Annotated in this window: 19 protein-coding genes and 1 tRNA gene; 17 read left to right on the forward strand and 3 right to left on the reverse strand. The window is 47.7% G+C overall.

The genetic code is table 11. From position 1 onward, the window contains the following. The first annotated feature begins 221 nt into the window (after positions 1-221). Genes AB8516_RS00905 through AB8516_RS00940 form a run of 8 tightly spaced genes read left to right on the forward strand, consistent with a single transcriptional unit; the run spans position 222 to position 12,494 of the window. Positions 222-422 carry a hypothetical protein gene (locus AB8516_RS00905; protein WP_369157174.1) on the forward strand — a complete coding sequence of 67 codons (201 nt, stop codon included), beginning with the start codon at positions 222-224 and terminating at the stop codon, positions 420-422. Next, positions 419-1,339, forward strand: a complete 921-nt coding sequence (locus AB8516_RS00910; RefSeq protein ID WP_369157176.1) for a DUF4007 family protein — start codon at positions 419-421, stop codon at positions 1,337-1,339. The genes AB8516_RS00905 and AB8516_RS00910 overlap by 4 nt, the downstream gene beginning before the upstream one ends. Beyond that, positions 1,336-4,815 (forward strand): hypothetical protein, encoded by a 3,480-nt coding sequence (locus AB8516_RS00915; protein WP_369157178.1) that lies wholly within the window; start codon positions 1,336-1,338, stop codon positions 4,813-4,815. The genes AB8516_RS00910 and AB8516_RS00915 overlap by 4 nt, the downstream gene beginning before the upstream one ends. Then, positions 4,808-5,677, forward strand: coding sequence for a phosphoadenosine phosphosulfate reductase family protein (locus AB8516_RS00920; protein ID WP_369157180.1), 870 nt, complete (start codon positions 4,808-4,810; stop codon positions 5,675-5,677). Before AB8516_RS00915 ends, AB8516_RS00920 begins: the two co-directional genes overlap by 8 nt. Positions 5,678-5,692: 15 nt before the next feature. Then, positions 5,693-7,312, forward strand: a complete 1,620-nt coding sequence (locus tag AB8516_RS00925) for a DEAD/DEAH box helicase (RefSeq protein ID WP_369157182.1) — start codon at positions 5,693-5,695, stop codon at positions 7,310-7,312. A 4-nt stretch (positions 7,313-7,316) separates the two neighbouring features. Further along, positions 7,317-9,128 carry an ATP-binding protein gene (locus AB8516_RS00930; RefSeq protein ID WP_369157184.1) on the forward strand — a complete coding sequence of 604 codons (1,812 nt, stop codon included), beginning with the start codon at positions 7,317-7,319 and terminating at the stop codon, positions 9,126-9,128. A 48-nt stretch (positions 9,129-9,176) separates the two neighbouring features. Further along, a complete protein-coding gene (locus tag AB8516_RS00935; RefSeq protein WP_369157186.1) occupies positions 9,177-10,100 on the forward strand; it encodes a phospholipase D family protein in 924 nt (307 codons plus the stop codon). A gap of 9 nt (positions 10,101-10,109) precedes the next feature. Then, positions 10,110-12,494 carry a protein kinase domain-containing protein gene (locus AB8516_RS00940; protein WP_369157188.1) on the forward strand — a complete coding sequence of 795 codons (2,385 nt, stop codon included), beginning with the start codon at positions 10,110-10,112 and terminating at the stop codon, positions 12,492-12,494. A 4-nt stretch (positions 12,495-12,498) separates the two neighbouring features. Here AB8516_RS00940 and AB8516_RS00945 read toward each other — a convergent pair whose 3' ends face one another. After that, a complete protein-coding gene (locus AB8516_RS00945) occupies positions 12,499-14,373 on the reverse strand; it encodes a DNA phosphorothioation-associated putative methyltransferase (RefSeq protein ID WP_369157190.1) in 1,875 nt (624 codons plus the stop codon). A 256-nt stretch (positions 14,374-14,629) separates the two neighbouring features. Here AB8516_RS00945 and AB8516_RS00950 point away from each other — a divergent pair, with 256 nt between their 5' ends. Beyond that, positions 14,630-15,937, forward strand: coding sequence for a DUF2779 domain-containing protein (locus AB8516_RS00950; RefSeq protein WP_369157192.1), 1,308 nt, complete (start codon positions 14,630-14,632; stop codon positions 15,935-15,937). 353 nt (positions 15,938-16,290) lie between these two features. Here the strand turns inward: AB8516_RS00950 and AB8516_RS00955 are convergent. Next, positions 16,291-16,377 (reverse strand) — tRNA-Leu (locus AB8516_RS00955). A gap of 390 nt (positions 16,378-16,767) precedes the next feature. Here AB8516_RS00955 and AB8516_RS00960 point away from each other — a divergent pair. The 5 genes from AB8516_RS00960 to ndk all read left to right on the forward strand — a co-directional run bounded on the left by AB8516_RS00960 (position 16,768) and on the right by ndk (position 21,850). Next, a complete protein-coding gene (locus AB8516_RS00960; RefSeq protein WP_369157194.1) occupies positions 16,768-17,544 on the forward strand; it encodes a M23 family metallopeptidase in 777 nt (258 codons plus the stop codon). Positions 17,545-17,646: 102 nt separating this feature from the next. Continuing rightward, complete coding sequence (locus tag AB8516_RS00965) at positions 17,647-18,969, forward strand: TolC family outer membrane protein (RefSeq protein ID WP_108340759.1); 1,323 nt, start codon at positions 17,647-17,649, stop codon at positions 18,967-18,969. Positions 18,970-18,998: 29 nt separating this feature from the next. After that, entirely contained in the window at positions 18,999-20,096 is a 1,098-nt protein-coding gene (gene aroC, locus AB8516_RS00970) for a chorismate synthase (RefSeq protein WP_369157198.1), read from the forward strand. Positions 20,097-20,113: 17 nt separating this feature from the next. Then, positions 20,114-21,247, forward strand: a complete 1,134-nt coding sequence (locus tag AB8516_RS00975; RefSeq protein WP_369163211.1) for an MFS transporter — start codon at positions 20,114-20,116, stop codon at positions 21,245-21,247. 174 nt (positions 21,248-21,421) lie between these two features. Further along, positions 21,422-21,850, forward strand: a complete 429-nt coding sequence (ndk, locus tag AB8516_RS00980) for a nucleoside-diphosphate kinase (RefSeq protein WP_369157200.1) — start codon at positions 21,422-21,424, stop codon at positions 21,848-21,850. Positions 21,851-21,977: 127 nt separating this feature from the next. On the opposite strand, the gene AB8516_RS00985 is transcribed toward ndk, so the two are convergent. After that, on the reverse strand, positions 21,978-22,853 hold the full coding sequence (locus AB8516_RS00985) for a LysR family transcriptional regulator (protein WP_369157202.1): 876 nt from the start codon (positions 22,851-22,853) through the stop codon (positions 21,978-21,980). A 112-nt stretch (positions 22,854-22,965) separates the two neighbouring features. On the opposite strand from AB8516_RS00985, the gene leuC reads away from it, so the two are divergent. The 3 genes from leuC (at position 22,966) to leuB (ending at position 26,244) form a co-directional block, all read left to right on the forward strand. After that, complete coding sequence (gene leuC, locus AB8516_RS00990) at positions 22,966-24,387, forward strand: 3-isopropylmalate dehydratase large subunit (RefSeq protein ID WP_369157204.1); 1,422 nt, start codon at positions 22,966-22,968, stop codon at positions 24,385-24,387. A 28-nt stretch (positions 24,388-24,415) separates the two neighbouring features. Further along, positions 24,416-25,054 carry a 3-isopropylmalate dehydratase small subunit gene (leuD, locus tag AB8516_RS00995; protein WP_369157206.1) on the forward strand — a complete coding sequence of 213 codons (639 nt, stop codon included), beginning with the start codon at positions 24,416-24,418 and terminating at the stop codon, positions 25,052-25,054. Between the two features lie 113 nt (positions 25,055-25,167). Beyond that, a complete protein-coding gene (leuB, locus tag AB8516_RS01000; RefSeq protein ID WP_369157208.1) occupies positions 25,168-26,244 on the forward strand; it encodes a 3-isopropylmalate dehydrogenase in 1,077 nt (358 codons plus the stop codon). The last annotated feature ends 8 nt before the right edge of the window (positions 26,245-26,252 follow it).

Below are 26,252 nucleotides of genomic sequence, written 5' to 3' on the forward strand. Positions count from 1 at the left end.
AGGGATCTAGTAAGTCCAAGTGTCCACTATGGGCCTACGGGTTGATTTTTTATTAGGCCAGCTTTTGCGCCTAACTATATAATTATACAGTATTTATGTAAAAGATACTGTGCCCGATCCCTAATACTGTGCTATGATGTTATGTAACATAAGGTATGTGACATTAGTTACTTTATCTGGCATATCTGTATCTATTGTATGGTCACTTACGGGTGCAAGTTATGAGTATTGGTAATAGCGGGCGCGTTGTAATCGAGATGGAGCCTGAGTTGAAAAGGCAGCTCCACGCGGTTTTACGACTAGAGGGTAAAAACCTCAAATCCTGGTTTCTAGAGAACGTGGAAGAATTGCTGGAACAGCACGGCCAGCAACAAACTCTTCCTTTCACAGACAACGAAACCGCCAAAGAGGTGAATCGATGAAATTCAACCCAGAGCGAATGGCGTTTGGCCGCCATGAAACCTTTGCCGTCCGATATGGTTGGCTGTCCAAAGGCTTTCAGGCAATGGATGAAAACAGTAAGGTTTTCGAGTCCGATGAGGCCACAGTTAGATTGGGTGTCGGGAAAAACATGGTGAGCGCCATAAAGTATTGGCTGCGTGCCTGCCGGATGATCGATCCCGTTGAGAACATACCTACCGATTTGGGTACAGCTATCCTTTCAGAAGAGGGATTTGATCCGTATCTGGAGGACGAAGCAACAATATGGCTTTTGCACTGGCTGCTTGCCACCAACGCGGAACTTGCCACTTCCTGGTACTGGTTTTTCAATCGGTTTCACAAGCCTGAATTTACCGGACAGGAACTGTCCACTGCCCTGATCGATTTTGTGAATGATCAGGTGACAAACAAGAAGAAACCTTCGGTCAGCACCCTGAAGAATGACGCAACTTTGCTTCCAAGGATGTACACTCAGTCTAGAGGTAATACACGTACCCCTTTCGAGGAAGCACTGGATTCTCCCTTCGCCCTTTTAAAGCTGATGTCTCAGTCTTCAGGGGGTAGAAGTTATCAAACACGCCCAAGCTCCCGCCCTGACGTGCCGCTCGGTGTGCTTGGTTTCGCGGTGTGTGAGATGTTTGAAATGAAACAGACCTCCGTCATTCCGGTTGAGGATCTGATGTATAGCAAGGACAACTACCCTGCTATCGGTTCAGTCTTCCGATTAACCGAGAATGATTTAGTCACTAAGCTTGAAAGGCTGGTCGAGTTTATTCCAGGTGTTTTTGACATACGCGACACAGCAGGTCAGCACCAGATTTACTTGTCCGGTACGATAGACGCTATTGCATTTGTCACTAAACATTACGAAAACTCACGACAAGGAATCGCTGCATGAGTATAAAAAACAAAATTCATGTTAATACTCATTACACCCGCTCCATCAATCTGGAACGTGACGCTGATTCACTCGAAGTAGTTAATGCCTATATTCCTACCTCCAGGGCATTACGGCTGTTTTCCCGCGTAACAGAAGGATTCGGTGATACACAAGCTCCTAGAGCATGGTCTTTGATCGGCCCTTACGGATCGGGCAAATCTTCCAGCTCGGTCTTTCTATCGCATTTGCTGTCATCACCCGAACTAGCTACCACGAAGGCTGCATTTAAAAATCTCAAGTCGTCTGAGGCAGGCATAGCTAAGCCGTTTCAGAAGGAAATATCCAAAAGCAATGGCTATTTGAAGGTACTTATCACTGGCTCTCCTGAAGCAATGGGGCAAAAGATAGTTGAAGGCCTGTCGGAGTCAGCGAAATGTTTCTTTGGTCAGTATCCAGGGAAAAACCCTAAAATCGTCAACCAGCTAAAAGAACTTTCGACCCAGGAATCTGTATCGACCAGTGAGTTGTTGAGGCATTTAAAGGCACTGCAAACAGCTTTGTTAAACAAACAGTGCAAAGGAATTTACCTGGTCATCGATGAGCTAGGAAAATTCCTAGAGTTTGAGGCTCGTCATTACGGTGCTAACGATATTTATATGCTGCAAGCGCTGGCCGAACATGCCTGCAAAGGTAGTGAGTGCAATCTGTTTCTATTCGTTCTCCTACACCAGTCCTTTGAACAATATGCCAAAGGGCTTGGTGAAAGCCTCAAAAATGAATGGTCAAAGGTGCAGGGTCGTTTCGAGGACATTCCATTTCTAGAATCCTCTGAGCAGGTGCTTCGTGTCGTCAGTGCTGCATTTGATTACGAATTTTCACAGGCTGAATCGCGAAGGATTAAATCGTCCACCAAGGAAATCGTAGCTGTCCTGCATGAAGGCGAGGCATTGCCTGGCGTCATGAATAAAACATCCGCGTTGGATTTGATGGCACATTGCCACCCATTGCATCCGGTCAGTGCCATTCTGTTACCCGTTCTGTGCCAGAAAGTTGCACAAAATGAGCGCACGCTATTTAGCTATCTGGGTAGCCATGAAGAATTTGGCTTGCAGGATATGCTGGATCGACTTGAATCAGTTGACGACTATATCTACCCGCACCATGTGTACGATTACTTTATCTCCAATCAGCCAGCAGCACTGGGCGACTATCGCACCCATAGACGTTGGGCAGAAGTAGTAACTGCCATTGAGCGGTTAGGAGATGCACCCGAAGATCAGGTCAACCTGCTTAAGACCATAGGTTTGCTCAATATTATTGGGATGAAAGGCGGTTTCAAAGCCTCCAAAGCATTGCTTGAATCTTGTGGAAGGAACAAGTCCTCTGTCATTAAATCACTCAAAGCTCTAAGTGATAAGTCGATTATCACGTATCGACGATTCAGTGGTGAATACCGTGTCTGGCAAGGGAGTGATTTTGACCTCGAAGAAGCTGTAGAGCAGGAACTGAATAATCTTGGGGAGTTTTCGCTGGCTTCTGAGCTGAATGGTTTGGACAGCATCATGCCTGTAGTGGCCCGCCGATATACCGTCAAGAGCGGTGCGTTGCGTTACTTCCAGCCTGTGTTTGTCGATGCTCAAACTTATACACATACGGCAAAAGTAGCTGATGACCCACGTATTGTATTCTTCCTCGCGTCTGCACAGGACGATGAGAAAATTTTCAATGAATCTATAGTCAACCATTTCTCTGAAGTAGATATTGTTGCCTTGTGCCTTAACGGTATCCAGCTTAGGGAAGCTACTGCTGAAGTATTAGCGTTACGGCAAGTACAAAACACCAGGCAAGAGCTTAATAGTGACCCAGTAGCGAAACGGGAATTTGAAGATCGCATCACCGCTTCCGAACATTCCCAAAATATGTTGCTTCAGCGTCTACAAGAACAGCCACAAGAATGTATTTGGTTTAACGATAAAGAAGAACTGGAAGTATTTAACAAGAGAAACTTCCAAGAAGCATTATCGGGTGTATTAGAGCGCGTTTACTCGAAATCGCCCATTCTCCATAACGAACTGATTAATCGTGACAGGCCATCTTCGCAGGCTAATGCGGCACGTAATAGGTTGCTTGAAGCAATGATGGAGTGTCCTGACAAGGAAGATCTGGGAATAGAGAAGTTCCCCCCAGAGAAGGCCATCTATCGTTCCATTATTCTCAAAACCGGAATACATAACCTGGAGAAAGGAGAGTTTCAAGCTCCTGGCAAGCAGTCATCTCTGTACGATGTCTGGCAGCAGATTGATGCATTTTTAGATAACACTGAAAAGCAGCCCCGATCATTCGCTGAGCTGAATAAAGTCCTCTTGTCACCTCCTTATGGCGTTAAAGCCGGTGTATTACCCATTCTCTATATCGCTGCGTATCTGGTTTACCAGCACGAACTAGCGCTGTACGAGGAACGTCGGTACAGGCCAATCATGACCGATGAGATGCTCGACAGGTTTGTGAAACGGCCTGACGAATTTACCTTCCAGCGCTTTCGCATAACTGGTCTTCGATCTTCCATATACAAGGAATACAGTAAGATTATTGATACCGGATCTAAACAAACCGTAGTGCAACTGGTAAGTCCGCTAGCTAAATTTATTGACGAACTACCCACATACACACAGAAAACTCGCTCTGCGGAGCTATCTAAAAAGGCACGATCAGTCCGGGATGCTTTTCAATTAGCAAAATCACCAGAACATTTGATATTTGAGGATATTCCCAGAGCGCTCGGATACGAAAAGGAGCTTTCAAAGAAAAAGCCAAACCTGGAAGGGCTTGCCCTATCGTTACAGGGATGTCTTAAAGAGATGAAAGATGCTTATCCAAATATGGTTCAGCAGCAGAAGAAAATGCTGCTCGAAGCGTTTCATATGAATAAAAACTCAAGCCTTTCTGATCTGCGCAGGAAATCCGCGGGACGCTATGAGGGTTTAGAGCAACACACAGTTGATGTAGATGGCTTAAAAGCTTTTATTAAGCGGATTACTAAAAAGGAAGGCGGTGACGAAGAGTGGCTGGAAAATATACTGATGTTCCTTGGGCAAAAGCCCTCAAACAAATGGACAGATACAGATCGAGCAGAGGCGGATGTTAAGTTAAGTGACTTCGCTAAACGCATCCTGGATTTGGAAGCATTGAGAGTCCACTACGACAGATCTAAAAAGGACATGGATGGAGAATTTGATGTCATCCTTCTTAAGTCATTAAAGAAAGGAAGCGAACCCATCGATGAAGTCATAGCCATCGATAAAAAGAGGAAAGAAGCAATTCAGGGCTGCAAGTCAGAACTGGAAAGAGCGCTCGGAAAGCATTCGGATGGAGAATTGCAACTGGCAGCACTGGCGGAGCTGGTTGATGATTTTCTAACTAAGCGGAATAGACCATCCGAGAAAACAACGGCTCGAAATTCCCGTAATCGCATCAAGGAGGTCAAGAATGGCTAATAATAAGATCACCATGAAAGAAATGGTCGAGCTAGATGGCGCTCGTCATGTGCTCGGACTATCCGGTGGCAAGGACAGCGCTGCACTAGCGATTTATATCAAAGATCGTTACCCATCGATTCATGAAAAAGTCGAGTATTTCTTTAGCGACACAGGGGCAGAACTTCAAGAAGTCTATGACTTTTTAGACAAGCTGGAAGCCTACTTGGGAAAGGAAATTATTCGCCTGAGCAGCGGGAAAGATTTTGATCACTGGCTCAAATTACGTTACGGATACTTACCTTCACCTCAACAGCGCTGGTGTACTCAAACGATGAAGATAAAACCTTTTGAAGAGTTTGTAGGTGATGATCTGGTAGTTAGTTATATCGGCATTAGGGCTGATGAACATCGTGAGGGTTATATCAGCCATAAGGAAACAATCAAAGCCGTCTTTCCATTTATCGAAGATGGGTTGGCGCGCGACGATATATTCCGAATCCTCGAAGATTCTGTCGGCATTCCAGAGTACTACAAATGGCGATCACGCTCTGGTTGTTACTTCTGTTTCTTTCAGAGGCAGGATGAGTGGCTGGGGCTAAAGAGAAACCACCCCGAACTTTTTGAAAGAGCCAAAGCCTATGAACAGCAAGCACGTACTAGATATGATTGGAAAGACGGTGAAGTTCCTATTAACGGATACGGTTACACATGGTCATCGCAAGGAACGATAGATGAAATGGTCACAAAAGCGGAAGAACGAGAGCGAAAATCAGGTGTCATTACCACAACAAATAAGGGGTCAGAGCGTTGGCAAGAAACTCTGAAAAATATGATCGACGATGACCCTGAAGATCAAGCCTGCTTGATATGTAGCTTATAGACCATAGGATTTCGTATGTTAGAGGCCATTTTAAGCAATTTCTCGATGGATGAACTAATCAGTTTTCTTCCAAGGGGAGCCGTCGATTTTACGCTGAAAGTTACGAATGAAGATGACGAGCTGGACAAATCCGGTGTTGTAAAGGTCGTATCAAATACATGCGGAATTGACTTTATTGTCGATAAAAGAAGCAGGAAACTTCTTATCGAAAGAATGCTGCCCGAAGCCCTGATTGAACTATTCCCTGAATTCAAACTAGAAGGAAAATCAGTCGAGCCAAGACATTACGATGCAGTAATAAGTTGGTCGGAAAACAACGTAGGCGAATTTGCCAAAAGGATTGGCCTGTATAGCGACTATGTTGAATCCCAATTCGAAACTACGGATATAGAAACCATTTTCAGAGTAGAGCCATCATATGGTTTATTTCCTTATCAAAAGAAAATATCCGATACGGTAATCGATAGATTTAGCGGTAAAACTAAACGCTTACTAATCCATCTTCCAACTGGTGCTGGAAAAACAAGAACAGCAATGAATATCGTTGCCGAGCACCTGAGAGAAAGTCCAACTAATTTAGTTCTATGGTTGGCTGATAAGGAGGAGTTGTGTCAGCAGGCATTCGACGAATTTAAAAAAGCTTGGGGGAGCTGTGGAGATAGACCTTGTACAGTTTACGGTTTCTATGCAGATAGTGACGAGAGTTTAAGTGGGATCGATTCTGGCTGTGTTGTTGCGGGCCTCCACAAGCTTCTTAGCATCAAAAAGAAAGACTCCAACCAACTGAAGCTATTATATGGCGAACTGCGAAGCAAAGTTTCCATGGTTGTGTTTGATGAGGCTCATAAGGCCATAGCTGACAAGTACGGCCAAATCACAGAAGAATTTGTTAACTTTTCAGGTTTCGAATCAAAATTAATAGGCCTTTCTGCTACGCCAGGTAGACGCTATTCCGAGGCAGGCCCCTCCGATGAAGACAAAGCACTGTCGTTATTTTTTGATGAGAATAAAGTGTCTATGGATGTGCCTGGTTATCTCTCACCAATTGATTATTTGGTAGAGAACAAGTTTCTTGCTAAGGCTACCTTCATGTCCATAAACTATGAGCATTCCAAGGTTTATGGCTACGAATTAAAGGGGTGTAGTGCCAAAGAAACCAACAAGGCACTTTCGAAGAATAATGATCGAAATAAGACGATTGTTGAAATTATTAAAAAAGAATGTGCTCAAGGAAGCAGAATAATTTTATTTGCATGCAATGTTGAACATGCGCAGAAAATGGCGGTAGTTCTAAATTATTTAGGGATCAAGGCCGCATCGATTGACAGCAAATTAGATAGTGTTGAAAGCAGAAGATCGAAGATAAAACGATATAAGTCTGGAGACCTCCAGGTTCTTACAAACTACGGGGTATTAACTGCTGGCTTTGATGCCCCTAAAACAAATGTTGCAATTATTGCTAAACCGACGACATCGCTCGTTGAGTATTTACAGATGGCAGGAAGAGCGATGAGAGGCGCAAAAAGCCACGGAAACGAGGAATGTAGAGTATATACCGTCGTAGACCATATACCCGAATTTAACAGTATATCTATGGCATTTGAATATTGGAATGAAATGTGGAGTGAAGGATAAACGCATGAATACTAGATTCTTAAGTGCAGAGACGGTTATCGACTCGTTAAGAGACAACGGATATAGCAATACAGCTTATGCTTTGTCTGAATTAATTGATAACAGCCTGCAAGCTAAGGCAACACGCGTTGAAGTAGGTTTTATAGAGAAAAAGTCGGAAGGTAATGAGCGTAACTGGCATCATGTGAAAGAAATTACCGTTTGGGATAACGGAGCGGGAATGAACCCTGAAACATTGCTCAAAGCGATGCAGTTTGGGGGAAGCGAAAATAGGTTCGACGAAGAAGGAATGGGAAAGTTCGGTATGGGATTGCCCAATTCATCTATTTCCCAGTGTAAGAGAGTGGATGTATGGAGTTGGACTAAAAGCTCGCCCCCTCACTATACCTACTTAGATGTAGAAGAAATGAGGAGCGGTGATCTTGAACATGTACCAAATCCCGAAGAGTCTGAAATACCTGAGAAATACAAAAATGCTTTTTTCCCCAAGATGCCTGAATCAGGAACTCTTGTAGTCTGGTCAGATATAGATAGGCTAAGTTGGAAAACCGGAAAATCCATATACAAGCACTGCGAGCTCTTAATCGGTAGGCTATATCGTAACTTTATTTGCAATAACGATGTAAAAATACAAAGCATTACCTATCGTGAAGAGGATGAAGATGTATTGAGCGCAATTAAACGAGATCCTTTTAAGCTTAATGACCCAATGTATTTAATGAAGAATAGCTCGCTTCCGGAGTTACCAGGATCATACAAAGGGGAGGCCTTTTTCGAAAAATTTAACGAAGAAACTGTACCTGTTGAATTTATCGATCAAAGTGGTGAAAGGAAGACTGCAGACGTTACAATTCGAAGTTCTATCGCGAAAAACAATATTGCAAGAGAAATACTCAAAAAATCCACGAAGAGGCTGGGATTTACTGATTGGGGGCAGCACTGCGGGAAAAATATCGGCGTGTCAATTGTTCGTGCAAAAAGAGAACTTGTTCTTAGAGACTCTTTTATGCCCAAGGATATTAAAAAATTTAAAGGGAGGTTTATCGGCATTGAAATAGAGTTTCCACCTGCATTAGATCACGTTTTTGGTGTAACCAATAACAAGCAAGATGCCGTTAAACTAATTCCGTATGATGATTTGTCAGATGTGGCAAAGCAGCATGGGTTTGATACTGAGCAGGAATTTAAAAGAGATCTAGAGCTAAATGAAGACTCTTTTTTACAGGTGTTAAAGGTTGTAGGGAAAATTGGGTCAAATATTACTGCTTTGGGTAGCAAGCTTAGCGAACTAAGCGTGGAGCCAATAAAGGACAATATTGAGGTGACTGCTACGGAAGAGAACAATGCGGAAAAAAAAGCTACTGAAGGGTCGAAAAACCGTGAGCAACATGGACATAAAACGGGCGACTACAATACTGAACTTAATAAAGATGAAGTTACTGATCATTTAAAGACTCAACTTGACATTTCCGAAGAGGAAGCTCAGAAAAAAGCGAATAAAATTATTTTGTCTGGTAATCGATTTCTAATCGAATCAGTAGCAAGAGATACAGACGCATTTTTTGACGTTTCTACTCGGAAAGGGCTTACCTTAGTGCTTTTTAACACTAATCATATTTTCTACGATAAATTCATAAGCAAGCTCCCTGAAGAGGAGTTAGATGTCATGCAAACTGCGATAGCCGGTTTCGCAAGAGTTATGAACGAAACTACCGACCCTAGTAGGCAACGATTCCTTAATAGTGTTCGCAGGGAGTGGGGAATAGTTATTAATGAGTTCTTAGATGAGAATGCTGGTGACTTTGAAGAGATTTGAATCAGAATGCATTAGTTGTGTAGAACGAACTGATATAAAGGATAATGCATGCTGTTAGAGGGAGAAAGCTTTTCACAAGACCTTCTGAATTCAATCTCCAAATGCAATAAATCATTTGTTGCATGTAGCGCCTTTATTAAATCAAAGGCGTTAGATACATTGTTAGCAGGGATTCAGGACATTGAAATTATCATTGTCGCACGCTGGCAAAAGCAAGATTTAATCTCAGGAGCTTCTGATCTTGAAGCCTATCAACTATGCAAGGAACGAGGTTGGAAATTTGGCATTTCTCAAAATTTTCATGGAAAAGTCTATCTCGTAGATCAAAGTAGTATATTTCTCGGCTCAGCAAACCTAACTCAAAAAGGGCTTAATATTGGAAGTCTTTCAAATATCGAGTTTGGAACTACGATTTCAGCTAGCCGAGCAGATTTAGATAAAATAGAGCAGTTTCTCGAAACTGAAGTTGTTTGGCTGGATGAATATCAATTCAAGTTACTTAAAGAAGATATAGATTCCACAGAAAGATATAGCAATCCCATATCGGAATTACACTGGCCCGACAATATCCAGAATAAGTTGTTGAGAAGTGTATCCTATCTTTGGGTGCATGACCTGGTATTCAACGCCCCACAAGTTCTACTTTGCTTGAACCTAGATGAAACGTCCCAGCTTCACGACTTTGATCTTTTGAGCCTAGATATTGATGCACTTACAGCGGGATCTTTGAGAAGCGGGTTCAAGCGCACCAGACTTTACCTTTGGGTAATTTCTCAGTTACGTCAAAATCAAGAAATGAATTTTGGCGCATTTTCACAGGCACTTCACAATGCGCTATTGGATGACCCCACACCCTATAGAAAAGAGGTAAAGGAATTTATCGCTACTTTATTCGCCTGGCTCGAATTATTATCTGATGAATTCGAGGTAACACAACACCGGAAAACCTCATCCGTTCGGCTAAAGATATAGGGATAAGTAATGGCACAGCATGTCTCAGTTGGAAAGCCAGCCAATGACGCGGAAGTTTGGGCGTTCGATTACCTCCAAAAATACTTGCCTGATCACTATATCCTGATCACCAATATTGATGTGTATACGGACTCAAATCAACCTTTTGAAGTAGACGCTATTGTAGTAGGCGATTGGGGTGTTTATGTACTGGATGTCAAAGGTTATCAGGGTGAGCTATTCGCCAGCAAAGACATTTGGAAACATAATAGCCGCATTGTTGATAACCCCCTTCCCAAATTGAACCAGAATGCAAGAGTTCTGGCTTCTCGATGTAAATCAAGAATCAGACAGAATCAACACGCGCCCTGGTGTCAAGGATTAATATTTGTCACTGGTGGTTTAGGCCAGGACATAGAAATATCTAATGGCGACTATGACCTTGCCGTTTACAGCAAAGAGCACATAATAGATGCACTCACCAATTCTGAATTCATTACCGCCCGATACAAGCATAAACTTGAACGATACCAACGAGAGCTGGCGGTTAATGCAATTTGTGACTTTAAGCTGCTCAAAGAAAAAGACCAGCGTGTATCAAACTATATCAAAATCAGAAAATTATTTACCAAGAAGGATTTTGAGGTATGGCTGGTTAAGCCTGAAGGCCATACGTTTGATTACCAGTATTGGATGAAATTTGTTGATATCACTTCTGTCCAAAGTGACTATGCGGAGAAACTTCGCGCTCAGTTAAAAAAAGAATACTACCTTCTGAGTGAGCTATCTGATATTCCTTTAGTGCCAGCGGTTCTTACCTACCATGATGACGGTGAGTCCATAGCATTGGTACACCAGGAAATACTTGGGCAACCATTGTCAACTAGCCCCGACCGGAACAGGGTAGAAGTGTTTATGTCGGTATTGGAAGCGCTAGTAAACATGAAATCTAAAGGAGTCTTGCACAGAGCTCTTTCGCTGGAGTCCATTTACGTTAATGACGGCAGAGTTCAATTAGCAAATGTAGGATATGCTTACAGCCCCGATATAAACACTCTAGCGAATGCCTCCCAGCTAGAAGTGCCGTGGCTACCTCTGGAGTACCTGGAGAAAGGTATCTATACGGGGAAATCACTAAGCTATCAATTTGCACTAACCTTCATGCCGCTTATAGCTGAGAACCCACCATCTTCTGCTTCAACCTTGGACTTTCAAACAGAGTCATTCACACCAAAGCTCAAAAAGGAGTTTGCGGGGATACAAGGATTGTCCGATTGGGTAAATGCAGCGTCCAACCATGACATGGACAGCAGACCGGAATTAGAAGAGTTACTGTCCTGTTTCGATGAGGACAGCCTGCCGCTCGTTGAAACCTCGGAAATTAAGGCAGGCTCAACTATTGCTAACAAGTACAGGCTGGAAGAATGTATTGGGCGTGGTGGTACATCGTCTATATGGCGGGCAAGGCATTTAATTGGTGACTATGATTGCTGCTTAAAGATTCTTGACTCTTTTGATGGCGCGGACGAATTAGCAAAGAAGGAATTTGAAATACTCCGTGTCCTCTACCATCCCAATATCGTGCGAATATTCGATCTCGATATTGTTCCAGGGAACGATAATTATTTCCTCACTTGTGAATACCTTGATGGCTCGACACTTGATCAGTTGGAAAACCCGACCACGGAAGCGTTACTAACATATTTTGAGCAAATTCTTTCCGCGCTCCAATATCTGCACCGGATGGGTAGGATGCACAAGGATGTTAAACCAGAAAATATAATGGTCGTGGCGGAAAAAGCCTACCTTATCGATTTCAATATTTCTTTGGCAGATTGCAAACTCTTAGGAACTACGCGATTTAAAGACCCGCTGGTGAAAATCAATGGTTGGCACTCAAGCGCTGATCTATATTCTTTGGTACTAACTTTCTCTGAAATGATTGCTGGTGTTCATCCTTTTGTTGATAATGACGAAATACCCTGCCTCGAAGCAAACCCAGGGCTTTCTGGAAGGATTAATGGCCTCCCAGATGCCTTGAGAGTAAAGTTTGAACAAACTTTGCGTCATGAGGTAAATTGGAGCACCATTGACGATTATCTCGCATGGTTCAAGCTTACTAGGCAGGTTAACGTAGACATTCCTCAGAAGATTATTAATCGCTGGGAAATTAAAAAGGGATATATGAGCAAAGTGTTAACAACCATGCTCGGCGATATGCAACCCCGCTCCCGTGAAGTAGTAAAAAGAAATACCCTGAAGGCCTACGGAATAGTAGGGAATAAATCAAACAAGGGGTCAGTCAATGCCGCAATCAGCATGTTGAAATCCGGTGGGATTATTGAAGAGCACGGAAAAAAAATCCGCCTGACAAGTAACTTCTTATCCGATTGGGAAATTGTAAAAGGGAAATAACCCTCTACGCAAATTGATTCTTATTTGGTAATGGCGGTGGCTCAAACCTACCTCCATAATCAAAGAAATCCACGTCCTGATCACGCATTTTAATTTTTATGCGCTCTACGAGTAAAGGAACATCTTTGCTCCAATCATCATACCGCATGATGCTGACCTTACCGGAAGTCATATGTGCTTTTACAAGGTGGAATTTCTCTAAGTCCCCATAGAGTTGAGTAGCGCAGCCAATGTAAATTCTGAGTTCTGGTGGTAATTCTCCAAGAAATTCCTTGCGGAAGGTATAGCTATGGCCCTCCGATAATTCACCAGAATTTATTTGCTTATACGCTTTGTTGCACGCCTCTTCTATCAGTTCAGGATTCCCTACTGCAAATAGCGCTTCCCTCGACTGTTCTATCGCATCGCTGTAACTACTGTAGAAATACTTGATATCCCGTTTCAGGCTATCAGGCATCTTTGTCTGAGGTTTTCGTTTACCAAACAAACCTAGTGCAAAATATACCAGAAGATCATCCTTGCGCTTTTGTTGTGCCTCTTCAAATAGCTCACTACCAAAATGAGTAATAAGCGCCTGGTGTGCTTTGTTGTGAGATCCAGCGACTCTACGAATTTGCTCAGAAAATTCAAATTCATTATTCGCAGGAATTCTGCCAAGCTCCAGGGAGGTTTCCCAAAAATCAGTAAACAGCTCCAGGTGTTTATCGATAATATCCTTCCGTAAAGCTGGCTCTCTCGATCTGATTCGCCTCTGTGTCTTTTGTTGCCAGTCACGCCTTACATGCTGCCTCTCTAACAGGAACAGCTGTTCTTCCATCTTGTCTTTGAAAACGACAAATATTCCCTGGCCGACAGCCACAGCATTCTCTTCCAATGTGGTTTCTACATAGGATCGGATTTCTGACTGAGAATAGTATTTCTGAAAGGTTTTTCTGCTGGTGATTACCCCATCCTTATAGGGTGTAAATTGCCGGATAACGCTTTCCCCGGCAATCATTACTGATACGATGAGAAGCTTATCGGTGTACTCCCAGGCCCTTCTCAGAGTTTCGTTTCTTTCCTCTCTTTCCTCAATGACATTGAGTACAAAGCCAAGATTGACAATGTCACTATTTATCAGCTCCCCATCCGGGAAATGCACCGGGTCCCATCCTGAAATATCTATTCCATGTGCTTCGAGTTCCCGTAGGTCATCGCCTTTTCCACAGCCGTAATCGAGCACGGTAAACTCACCATTAAGGTAATTGTGTCGAGCAAGAACCTGCATAGGTGCTGAGAGCTGATTTCGATCAATCGCAGTCCTATGGCGCTCTACTTCAATTCCTTTGGATATTGGTACAACATCGGTAGTATCTCTATCTGCCTTTGGGTGTAGTCTACCTTCTTCATCAAGGTAATATCCCTTGTTGGAAATAAGTCTTTCCCAGTTTTTCCTGAATCCGATATTGCGCGTATTTTCATACAGGCCAATCTTTTCTCCCTCTGCGGTTATCTCCTTGAAAACTGGTGAGAGTGGAAAGTCTTCTTTTACGAATGTTTCCTTTCGGTGCAGGATGGGCGGGTTATCGGATTTATCGTAGGAGGCTTTACGCATAGATAGCTTCGATAAATCTACCGTGTAACTATGTTTCAACGCGGGGTAACTATAGCTCTCAAAATCGGGATAACTTAGGAATGCAACTTTAAAATCACGTTTGTAGAGTTTTAGAATATTCCAGTCGGTAGATGGGATTTTTAGGGCAGAAGCAATTTTTCCCAGAACGTTCGATAGCTCTTCAGGCAACGCGGTACTTGCGCTTTGATGGATATAAACAGAATCGGGAAGATGCTTTCCTATATCTATATTTTTGATATGATTTTTATATTGCTCGAATTCCACAGTGAATCACCGGCCATTTGCTGAGGCAGTTTATTCGCAATACATCGCTAGAGATTGCTCGCTAATTGGTTCAATGCATATTATATACGCACAAATAAGGAGCATTTTTACACTTTTTCGCTTAAAGTTTGCAAGCAGCATGGATACCATACAGCTCACAAAAACAAATTTCATACTATATTTACATTGTCCTAGGTCACTTTGGCTATTAAAGCATGACCCAGGGAACTATCCCCAGGGTGAATTCTCTACTTTCATGCAGAAGCTCTTGCGTGAGGGCTATGAGGTTGAACGATACGTCAAACAGTTCTTTGATAGCGCTGGTGATCGGAATGTCAGTTTTCAGGCGGAGTTTAGGACAGATGACGGTCTATATGCGCGTGTAGACGCACTGGAAAGCATGGGTAATGGGGCGACTGCACTCTATGAGATCAAGTCTTCTACCAGCGTCAAAACTGACGCCAAGCATAACCACATAAAAGACGCCTGTTTCCAGAAGATCTGCGCGGAACGTGCCGGGCAGCATATCGACCGCGTGTTTTTGGTTCATTTAAATGGTGACTATGTTCGAAACGGTGCAATCGAGCCCGGCGCGATGCTTGTCTTCGCCGATATAACGGAGGCAGTCGAAGAGGTTGTGCCTTCAACGAGTAAAGAGATCGACGCCGCGTTGGCGTTTCTGGCGAGCGAACAGAATATGAGCGGCTGTTCCTGTGTTGAGAAAACACGCGCCAATCATTGCGATGCCTTTGCGATTTTCAACCCTGAAGTTCCGACGCCATCGATCTATAGTCTGCCGAGGTTGCGCGCAAACAAGATCGACGATCTTCGTTCGATGAATGTGCTTGGGCTGGACGATGTTCCTGACGATTTCCCTTTGTCCGAAAACCAGCGCATTGTCGTTGACTCTTTTCAGGAGGGTGAGCCTAAGGTTTCGGTACAGCCTATCAGACAATTTCTTTCCGAGCTGATTTTTCCGCTCTACTTCTTCGACTACGAAACTTTTTCTTCCGCCGTGCCGCTGCTTGACCGCACCAGCCCGCATAAGCATTTTCCTGTTCAGTATTCGCTGCACATTTTGGATGCCGACGGTTTGCTCCACCACAAGGAGTATCTTGAGCGTGAGGCCCGTTTGCCAGATCGTTTGCTCGACAGGATGAAGGAGGATATCGGGCCTGAGGGTAGCTTGGTTTCTTGGCACGCATCATTTGAGAAAACCCAAAGTAGGCAAATGGCTGCGTTATTTCCGGACGAGGCGGATTTCCTTAACGACCTGAATGATCGAATGGTGGATCTGGAAGATCTGTTTAAGACGGCCTATGTAGACGCCAGATTTGATGGTTCCACATCCATCAAGAAGGTGTTGCAGGTGGTGTGCCCCCATCTCGACTACAGCGACCTGGATGTTCAGGATGGCGCGTCGGCGATGGAGTCCTGGAAACGGATGCTCGATGCAGCGCCTGAAGAGGTGGATGGTATTGCTCAATCGCTGTTGCGTTATTGCGAGCGGGATACCTTTGCCATGGTCGAAATTTATCACTTTTTGATGGAATTAATCAGCTAGCGGGCGTTGGTCACCCATATTTAGGCAATCAATAACTCGTGAATTCAATTAGCCGGGAAATACTTACAATCCTGGCGTATTTCAGCAAAAAGTAGTGTCTTTGTCTTAGCCGTTGGGGAGGTTACGTTAAAGGAGTTCAGATTACTCCCATTTGTATCTCAGATGCATCCCAAGGCTTCTACTAGGGGGTGAGGCGGGAAATAAAAGTCCCTATTTTGCGTTCCACCCACGTTCCACTCTTACGACAATCAGGGACAACGAGAGACAACAAGATGGAATCTCAAATACAAAAAAAGCACTGTAAAAACAGTGTCTTTCGTTGTCTATGGTAGTTTCTGATTGTTCTTTGAATTTGGTGCCGAGGAGAGGACTTGAACCTCCACGGGGTTGCCCCCACTAGCACCTGAAGCTAGCGTGTCTACCAATTTCACCACCTCGGCTAGGATGTGGTTTGCCGGTGGCCGGCGTAGAGACCGCGCACTCTACAACCAGTTTCTTTTTCTGTCAATCCTCTTGGTAGATCTGGTTGGCTGGCCAATCTCAACTGTGGTAGTTTGCTGTGATGCGCGCCATCGGATAAGTGATATCGGATCCGAATGGCGCTTACTTAAGCCAAGAGCCGCCGTCATCCCGGCACAGGCCGGGATCCAGAATGCTTGATGGTGACGGTATTGCTGGATTCCGGCCTGCGCCGGAATGACGAAAGTAGTGAAATTTGTCCTCAAGTAACTGCCATTCATATCGGACCCTAGTGCATGGTTACCATGATTTTTATGCTATTAGATGCTTTAAACAAGAGACACCTTCTTTTTCTACTGGCCATATTCCTATTGCCGTCCACAGTCCTCTCGGTGACCCTGGAAGGTGAGAGGGTCCAGGGGGGGATGCTGATCGGTAAAACAGAGCCGGGTAATCAGATCAGATTCAACGATAAACCGATTCGTGTCTCCCCTGAAGGGTTTTTTTTAATTGGTTTTGGCAGGGATGACAGCCTGCGGCATACCCTGGAAGTGAACAGGGCGGGTAAGAGCGTTGAAAAAAGGCAGATTGAAATTGCCGAAAGAGCCTATCGGATTCAGAAAATAGACGGTCTCCCCCCGAGTAAGGTCACACCCCCGAAAAGAGATTGGGCGCGTATCAAGAAGGAGGCGGCACTGGTGAAACAGGCTCGCAAGCGCGACGATGACCGCAGTGACTTCACTAATGGATTCATCTGGCCGGCGAAAGGGATTATCTCCGGTGTCTACGGCAGTCAACGGATCCTCAATGGTACTCCCAAACGGCCACACTTCGGCATCGACATAGCTGCGCCAGTGGGAACGCTGGTGGTGGCGCCGGCGGATGGTGTGGTGACCCTGGCCTATCCTGATATGTTCTATTCCGGAGGAACCTTGATCGTCGATCATGGTCATCAACTATCGTCCTCCTTTCTGCATCTGCACAAGATCCTGGTCAAGGAGGGTGATCGGGTAAAACAGGGTGATCCGATCGCCGAGATCGGCGCCACCGGCCGGGTAACCGGTGCGCATCTCGACTGGCGTATGAATCTTCGCCAGGCCCGCATCGATCCGCAGCTCCTGGTCCCCCCCATGCCGACGGATGAATAGCCGTGGGGCCGGTTGATTATTGTTACAGGCCAGGCAGGCGATCTATGGTAAAGTCACCCGGTATTTTTATAGTTTGACTGCCGTTCAGGCGATGGAATAACAATGAAATCGATAAAACGATTGATCCTGCTTCTAGTGACACTTATTCCCACGTTATCAGTTCAGGCAGAGGATTTGATGACGGTCTATCAACAGGCGTTGCAAAATGATCCTCAATTACAGGTTGCCAAGGAACAGTTGAGCGCAGCTCGTGAATCCAAGAGTCTCGCCCGTTCCCAGCTGTTGCCAACCATTGGATTGGGCGCTACCTACGATGTGGTGCGCAGAGATCTCAAAACCCTGCAGGGAACTCCCTTCGATGATCAAAGCACCAGTCATGACAAGGCACTTGGCTTGAACCTGACCCAGCCGATCTATCGCCGGGACCGGTTACTGCAGCTGGAGCAGGCGGACAGTACCATCGCCCAGGCCGAGGCCGAGTATGCGGCGGCGGAGATCGATCTGATGGTGCGCAGTACCACCACCTATTTCAATATTCTCTCTGCCGAGGACGATCTTCGGGTCGCCAAGGCGGAACGCGAGGCCACTGGCCGTCAGCTCGAACAGGCACAGCAGCGTTTCGACGTCGGCCTGATCGCGATCACCGACGTGCATGAGGCCCAGGCGGCATTCGATGCGGCCAGGGCATCGGAGATTGCCGCCGAGAACAGCCTCGACAATGCCTGGGAAGCGCTGTTCGAAATCATCGGTTCGCAACCGAAGCATGACCTGGCAAAACTGGGGCAGGGGCTGGCGCTCAATCCACCTGTACCCAATGATCTTCAGGAGTGGTCGGATACCGCCCAGCAGCAGAATTACAGCATCATCGCAGCCCGCGCCGGTCTCGAGAGTCTCAAACAGGAGATCGACGTCAGCCGGTCAGGCCACTATCCGACCCTGGATCTGGTAGGTGGCTATGCGATGAACCGCAGCGATTCAGATACCGCCACCGAATCCGATACGGGTACCATCGGACTCTCCCTGGAGGTGCCGATCTACACGGGTGGAGCGGTCAGTGCGCAAACCCGCCAGGCCCAGGCGAACTTTCGCGCCAGTCAGCAGGGTCTGGATCAAACCCGCCGCGCGGTAAACCGACAGGTGAGGGATGCCTATCGTGGCGTACTCTCCACCATCAGTCAGGTCGAGGCCTTGAAAGCGGCGACCGTATCTGCCCAAAGCGCGCTGGAGTCGACCCAGGCGGGTTACGAGGTGGGAACCCGGACCATCGTCGATGTGCTCAATGTGCAGCGTAACCTCTTCTCTTCGCAACGCGACTATCTCAATTCCCGTTACAGCTACATCATCAACGGGCTCAACCTGAAATCCGCTGCCGGCAACTTGAGCGAATCGGACCTGGAGCGGGTCAATGGTTGGTTGGAGCGCTAGGGCCTGTTAACAGGCCCCCAGGGGATAACATGTCAGGCAATACCATCGGCAAACTCTTCAGTGTGACCTCCTTTGGCGAGTCCCACGGTCCAGCCATCGGTTGTATCGTAGATGGCTGTCCTCCGGGGCTGGAACTCGCCGCCGGGGATCTGCAGCACGATCTGGATCGCCGCAAACCCGGCACCTCGCGCCATACCACCCAGCGGCGGGAGGCGGACGAAGTGGAGATTCTTTCCGGCGTCTTTGAGGGTAAAACCACCGGTACCCCCATCGGCCTGATTATCCGCAACACCGATCAACGTTCAAAGGACTACTCCGAAATCATGGACCGCTTTCGGCCGGGACATGCCGACTACACCTACAATCAGAAATACGGATTTCGGGATTACCGGGGCGGGGGTCGCTCCTCGGCACGTGAAACCGCGATGCGCGTCGCCGCAGGCGGGATCGCAAAAAAGTATCTGCGCGAGCGCTACGGCATTCAGATTCGCGGCTACCTGGCTCAGCTGGGTCCGATCAGGGCTGAAAAACTCGATTGGGATCAGGTGGAGAAAAACCCCTTTTTCTGTCCCGATGCAGACAAGGTGGCGGAGCTGGAGTCATTCATGGATGCCCTGCGTAAAGAGGGAAACTCCATCGGTGCCCGCATCAACGTGGCAGCCAGCGGCATGCCCGCCGGCTTGGGTGAGCCCATCTTCGACCGTCTGGATGCCGAGCTTGCCCACGCACTGATGAGTATCAATGCGGTAAAAGGCGTCGAACTGGGGGCCGGCTTCCACTGCGTCGAGCAGAAGGGCACCGAGCATCGGGATGAGATGACCCCCGACGGTTTCCTTACCAATCATGCCGGGGGTGTATTGGGAGGCATATCCAGCGGTCAGGATCTCTTGGCCTCGATAGCCTTGAAGCCGACATCGAGTCTGCGTTTGCCTGGTAAGACGGTCAATCGTGACGGTGATCCTGTCGAGGTTGTCACCGAAGGACGTCATGATCCCTGTGTCGGGATTCGGGCCACACCGATCGCCGAGGCAATGGTGGCAATAGTGGTAATGGATCATGTGCTGCGCCATCGTGGACAGAATATGGACGTAGATTCCGGTCTGACGGATCTTGGTTCAAACGACTAGGGCCTAACCCGATGCGGATGCCCTACTGGCGTCTTTCCAGCTTCTATTTTTTTTACTTCGCATCCCTCGGTGCCCTGATCCCTTTCTGGGGACTCTACCTGCAAGCACGGAGTTTCACCCCGGTAGAGATCGGCGAGCTGATGGCGGTGATCATGGTCACTAAACTGATCGCACCCAATATCTGGGGCTGGATCGGTGACCATACCGGCCACCGTATGCCCATTGTACGCCTGGCATCGCTGCTCTCGTTATGCTGTTTTCTGGGGGTCTTCATCGCAGACGGTTTCTGGCCGTTCGCCTTGGTGATGATGCTGTTCAGTTTTTTCTGGAATGCGTCGCTGCCGCAATTCGAGGCAGTCACCATGAGTTACCTGCGGGAGCGTATTCAACGCTACAGTCTGATCCGCTTATGGGGTTCGATCGGCTTTATCCTGACCGTTGTCGCATTGGGGATCATGCTCGACCAGTGGGGCGTTGAGGTGATTCCCTATTTTGTATTGCTTCTCTTTTTCGGCATCTTAATCGATAGCCTGCTGGTTCCGGAGAAAGAGGCGGTAATGCCGGAACATGATCAGGGATCGATCTTACATGTGTTGCGGCGGAGTGATGTGATCGCGTTTCTTGTGGTCTGTTTTCTTATGCAGGCCAGCCATAGCGCCTACTACGCCTTCTACTCCATCTATATGGAAGAGGCAGGCTATTCCAGCAGTGTCATCGGGCAGCTGTGGGCGCTTGGTGTGATCGCCGAGGTGGGACTGTTTCTGGTGATGCACCGGCTGTTGCATCAATGGGGTGCGCGCAAGGTGCTGATCATCAGCCTTGTGATTGCGGTGGTGCGTTGGATCCTGGTTGGATCAGCACCTGATAATCTTTTCCTGGTGCTGCTGGCCCAGGTCATGCATGCGGCCACTTTTGGAACCTTTCATGCCGCAGCCATTCATTTGGTACATCACTATTTCATCGGTCGCCATCAGGGTAGGGGCCAGGCGCTCTACAGCAGTATCAGTTTTGGTGCGGGCGGGGCCTTCGGCAGTCTCCTCAGCGGTTATCTTTGGAGTGGCATTGGACCCGCCGCTACCTTTTGGATTGCAGCAGCTTATGCACTATTGGCGGTTGTCATAGCCTGGCGCTGGGTCGATAGGGACAAGTAGGCGTGCGCTGCTGAGGCGCGCCTGCGACAGGCCTGGCATTCAACAAATCGTACCCTGTCCTCAAAATGACTTGACAGCAATTGTGATGGGCAGTAAGTTGCGCGCATGCTGCACCGCAGCATTGAAATCTAACCTTTGAATCCATTCACTAACGACTGACTCGGGAGCTCCATCATGGCCATCGAACAGACCCTATCCATTATCAAGCCGGATGCAGTAGCAAAAAACGTGATCGGGAAGATCTATAGCCGATTCGAATCCGCCGGTTTGAGGATCGTGGCCTCACGGATGTTCCAGTTGAGCCGGGAACAGGCGGGGGAATTCTATGCGGTACACAAAGGGCGTCCCTTCTACAAAGATCTGATCGATTTCATGACGTCAGGCCCTGTGATGGTACAGGTGCTGGAAGGCGATAACGCCATCTCCCGCAACCGTGAGATCATGGGCGCCACCAATCCGCAAGAGGCGGCTGCAGGTACTATCCGTGCCGATTTTGCAGAAACGGTGGATGAGAACGCAGTGCATGGATCCGACGGCCCGGATACGGCCAGGGTTGAGATCAGCTTCTTTTTTCCCGAAGGCGTCTGTGCAAGAACCCGTTGATCCTGTTTGTGGCTTGGCTGCCGCCAATCGACAAACCCGGGCGGTGTTCGCCAGTTACCTTTCAGCATTGATACATCGTATACACATGCTTACCGGCAACCTCTGAAGAAATCGGGGGTTGCCGGGGCTATTTACTGCCGGAAAACAGTAACAGCTCCCGCATCGCACGTGCAGCATTGGATAGGGTACGTTTATGATGCGTGACGATACCAAGCGAACGGCTTAACTTCAGCTTGGGTACCTGTAACTGAACCAGGTGATCATCCACCAGGATCTCAGGCAGGAGACTCCAGCCCAGACCTATGGTGGCCATCATTTTCAGGGTTTCGAGGTAATCCGTGGAAAGCGTGCAATTGACATGCAGGTGGTGCTGGCCGATGCGTTGCTCAATCAGGCTTCGGGTATAAGTGCCGCGGGATGGCAGAACCGCAGGGTAATCCAATAATTCGCGCAGACTCACTGCACGCTGTTTTGCCAGGGGATGGTCCAGTCCGACCACAACAGCCATTGGGTCATGCCAAATTATCCTGCTCTGCAGGGCGTCAACAGGATTCAACGGGAGGGTAACGACAGCGAGCTCCAACTCCCCCTGTTCCACCGATTGACACGCCTTTTCTGATTCCATGAAGCGGATATCCAGATCGACTTGTGGGTTAGTGTCACTGTAGCTGCGCAGTACGGCTGGCAGTCGATGCAGGCCGATGTGGTGGCTCGTGGCCATTGCCAGGCTTCCGGCAACCCGGCCGGTGAGATTGGCAAGTTCCCGGCGCATATCGCTCAACTGGTCAATGATATGCTCCGCTCTCGGGAGTAGATGCCGCCCGGCTTCGGTAAGAAAGATCTGGCGTCCCATGCGATCGAACAACCGGGTATCGAGTTCACTCTCCAGTGTGGCTATGCGCTTACTGATAGCGGGTTGGGTGAGAAAAAGATGTTCCGCCGCCAGGGAGAATGAACCGTCATGAGCCACCTGAACAAAGGCGCGAAGGGTATTTAATTCCATATCTATTCCTCTAAAGAATGGAAAAAATGAAAATTATGAATTTGTATTATGTAGCATACTCCCCTATGTTTTTCACTAGCATTTTTGAACGATCCTTATGAGGTTACGAGAGATGAGCGCCAAGACCCTATACGACAAATTGTGGGATTCTCATGTGGTGCGTACGGAAGAGGACGGTACATCACTGATCTATATCGATAGGCATCTGGTGCATGAAGTAACATCACCTCAGGCATTCGAAGGTCTGCGTCTGGCCGGACGCAAGCCATGGCGGGTCGAGGCCAATCTCGCGACGCCTGACCATAATGTACCAACCACGCCTCGACAAGGTGGCGTTGAATCCATTCAGGATCCGATATCGCGGACTCAGGTCGAGACCCTGGACACGAATTGTGAAGATTTCGGTATTACTGAATTCAAGATGCTCGATACACGGCAGGGTATTGTTCATGTAGTCGGCCCTGAGCAGGGAGCAACCCTGCCGGGTATGACTGTAGTGTGTGGCGACTCCCATACCTCCACCCATGGCGCAATAGGCGCATTGGCGCATGGCATAGGGACCTCCGAGGTAGAGCATGTACTGGCCACACAATGCCTGATCCAGAAGAAATCGAAGGCCATGCGGATCCTGGTTGAGGGTAAAACGGCACCTGGCGTGACAGCAAAGGATATTGTGCTTGCCATCATTGGCCGGATCGGTACCGCAGGGGGTACAGGTTATGCAGTCGAATTTGCCGGCTCGGCGATTGAAGATCTCTCCATCGAGGGCCGTCTCACTCTCTGTAACATGGCTATCGAGGCGGGTGCGCGAGCCGGCTTTGTGGCCGTTGACGATAAAACCATCGACTATGTCAAAGGGCGTCCCTACGCCCCCAGCGGCGAGACATGGGAAAAAGCAGTTGCCTATTGGCGGACCTTGCACAGTGACGAGGGTGCGGAATTCCATCGTGTGGTGACCCTGGATGCGGCTGTCATCAAACCCCAGGTTACCTGGGGCACATCTCCTGAGATGGTGGTGGCGGTGGATCAGGTGGTACCGGACCCGGCCAATGAGTCCGACAGTGTCAAGGCGGAAGGAATGCAACGCGCCCTTGACTACATGGGCCTGGAAGCGGGTACGCCGATCACCAAGATCGCTTTGGACAAGGTCTTTATCGGCTCATGCACCAATTCAAGGATAGAGGATCTGCGTGCAGCGGCGGCAATTGCAAAGGGTCGTAAGGTGGCGGACAACGTCAAGCTTGCGCTGGTGGTGCCTGGATCCGGCCTGGTGAAGGCCCAGGCCGAGCAAGAGGGGCTTGATCAGATCTTTATCGATGCCGGTTTTGAGTGGCGTGAACCCGGCTGTTCCATGTGTCTTGCCATGAATGCAGACCGTCTGTTGTCCGGAGAGCGTTGCGCCTCCACTTCGAATCGAAATTTCGAGGGTAGGCAGGGGCAGGGGGGGCGTACCCATCTGGTGAGTCCCGCAATGGCCGCCGCCGCCGCGGTAGTGGGTCGTTTCGTTGACCTTGACGATCTTAACATCAGATAAAACGGGTTTGGATTAAGCGGAGACAGTAATGGATAAATTCAATACATTTACAGGTATCGTCTGCCCTCTGGATAGATCCAATGTGGATACAGACGTCATTATTCCGAAGCAGTTTCTCAAGTCGATCAAGCGTTCCGGCTTTGGCCCCAATCTGTTCGATGAGTGGCGTTATCTGGATCATGGCGAGCCGGGCATGGATAACAGTAAACGAACTGTCAATCCCGATTTCGTATTAAACGATCCTCGCTATCAAGCTGCACAGATCCTTCTGGCACGGGAAAATTTCGGTTGTGGCTCATCCCGTGAACATGCGCCCTGGGCCCTGGAGGACTACGGATTCAAGGTGATATTGGCCCCGAGCTTTGCCGATATTTTCTTCAATAATAGCTTTAAGAATGGATTGCTTCCTATTGTATTAAAAGCAAAAATAATTGATGACCTGTTTCGGCAATCAAGCGATGAAGAGGCCCTGGAGATGACAGTGAACCTGTTGGATCAACTGCTCACGACAGACCATGGGCAAATCCCATTCGAAGTGGATGCTTTTCGCAAGCACTGTCTGCTGAATGGCTTGGATGATATTGGTCTGACGCTGCAGCATGTTGACGATATCAAGGCCTATGAGAAGCGTAGACGGGTAGAGGCCCCTTGGTTGTTTACTGATTAAGCGCCCGCGTGTAATTGGTACGCTGATCGTATTGGAATCACAAATAACAGATAACTTATTGAATTTATATTAATATCGCTGCCGAACTCTGCTCGGTCGCAAGGTACAAAGTGATGAGTAAAAATATATTGGTTTTGCCGGGTGACGGCATTGGACCTGAAATAGTTTCAGAGGCTGTCAAGGTATTGGCGGTACTGCGGGATGATTTCGGTTTGGACGTCGATCTCGATGAGGCATTGGTTGGTGGCGCTGCGATCGACGCAACAGGCGGGCCGTTGCCTGATGCCACGCTTGATTTGGCTCGAGAGGTGGATGCCATTCTGCTGGGCGCGGTTGGTGGACCTAAATGGGAGGCATTGGATATCTCAATTCGTCCGGAAAAGGGGTTATTGGGGTTGCGATCGGAGCTGAATCTGTTTGCCAATTTACGTCCCGCTATCCTCTATCCTCAGCTGGCCGCGGCTTCTAGCCTCAAGGCGGATATCGTTGCCGGTCTCAACATCATGATAGTGCGCGAGCTCACCGGTGGCATCTACTTCGGTCAGCCAAGAGGGGTTCGTGAACTTGACAGTGGTGAACGCCAGGGCTTTAACACACTTGTCTACAGCGAATCGGAGATTGAGCGTATCGCTGGAGTCGCCTTTGATATTGCCAGAAAGCGCGGCAGCAGGCTCTGTTCAGTCGATAAGGCCAACGTACTCGAATCCACTGAGCTCTGGCGGGAGGTCGTGACGCGAGTTGGCGAGGCGTATGCGGATGTGGAACTGAGTCACATGTATGTCGATAACGCTGCGATGCAACTGGTGAAATGGCCAAAACAGTTCGATGTGATGGTGACGACCAATATGTTTGGGGATATTCTATCGGATTGTGCAGCAATGCTGACCGGCTCCATTGGCATGCTGCCGTCGGCTTCTCTGGATGAGCGGGGTAAAGGGATGTATGAACCGATTCACGGTTCGGCGCCGGATATTGCGGGTCAGGGTACGGCCAATCCCCTGGCAACGATTCTCTCCGTGGCTATGATGTTGCGCTACAGTCTTGATGAGCCGGTGATGGCCGATCGGATTGAACATGCAGTGGACAGGGTTCTGGATGACGGACTGCGCACAGCGGATATCATGTCGGATGGGATGACTGAAGTGAGCTGTGAATCGATGGGCGACGCCGTGGTATCGGCATTGAGTTAAACTAGAGG

This window comes from Candidatus Thiodiazotropha sp. LNASS1, from assembly GCF_964212655.1.
In the GTDB taxonomy this organism is placed as follows: Bacteria; Pseudomonadota; Gammaproteobacteria; order Chromatiales; family Chromatiaceae; genus Thiodiazotropha.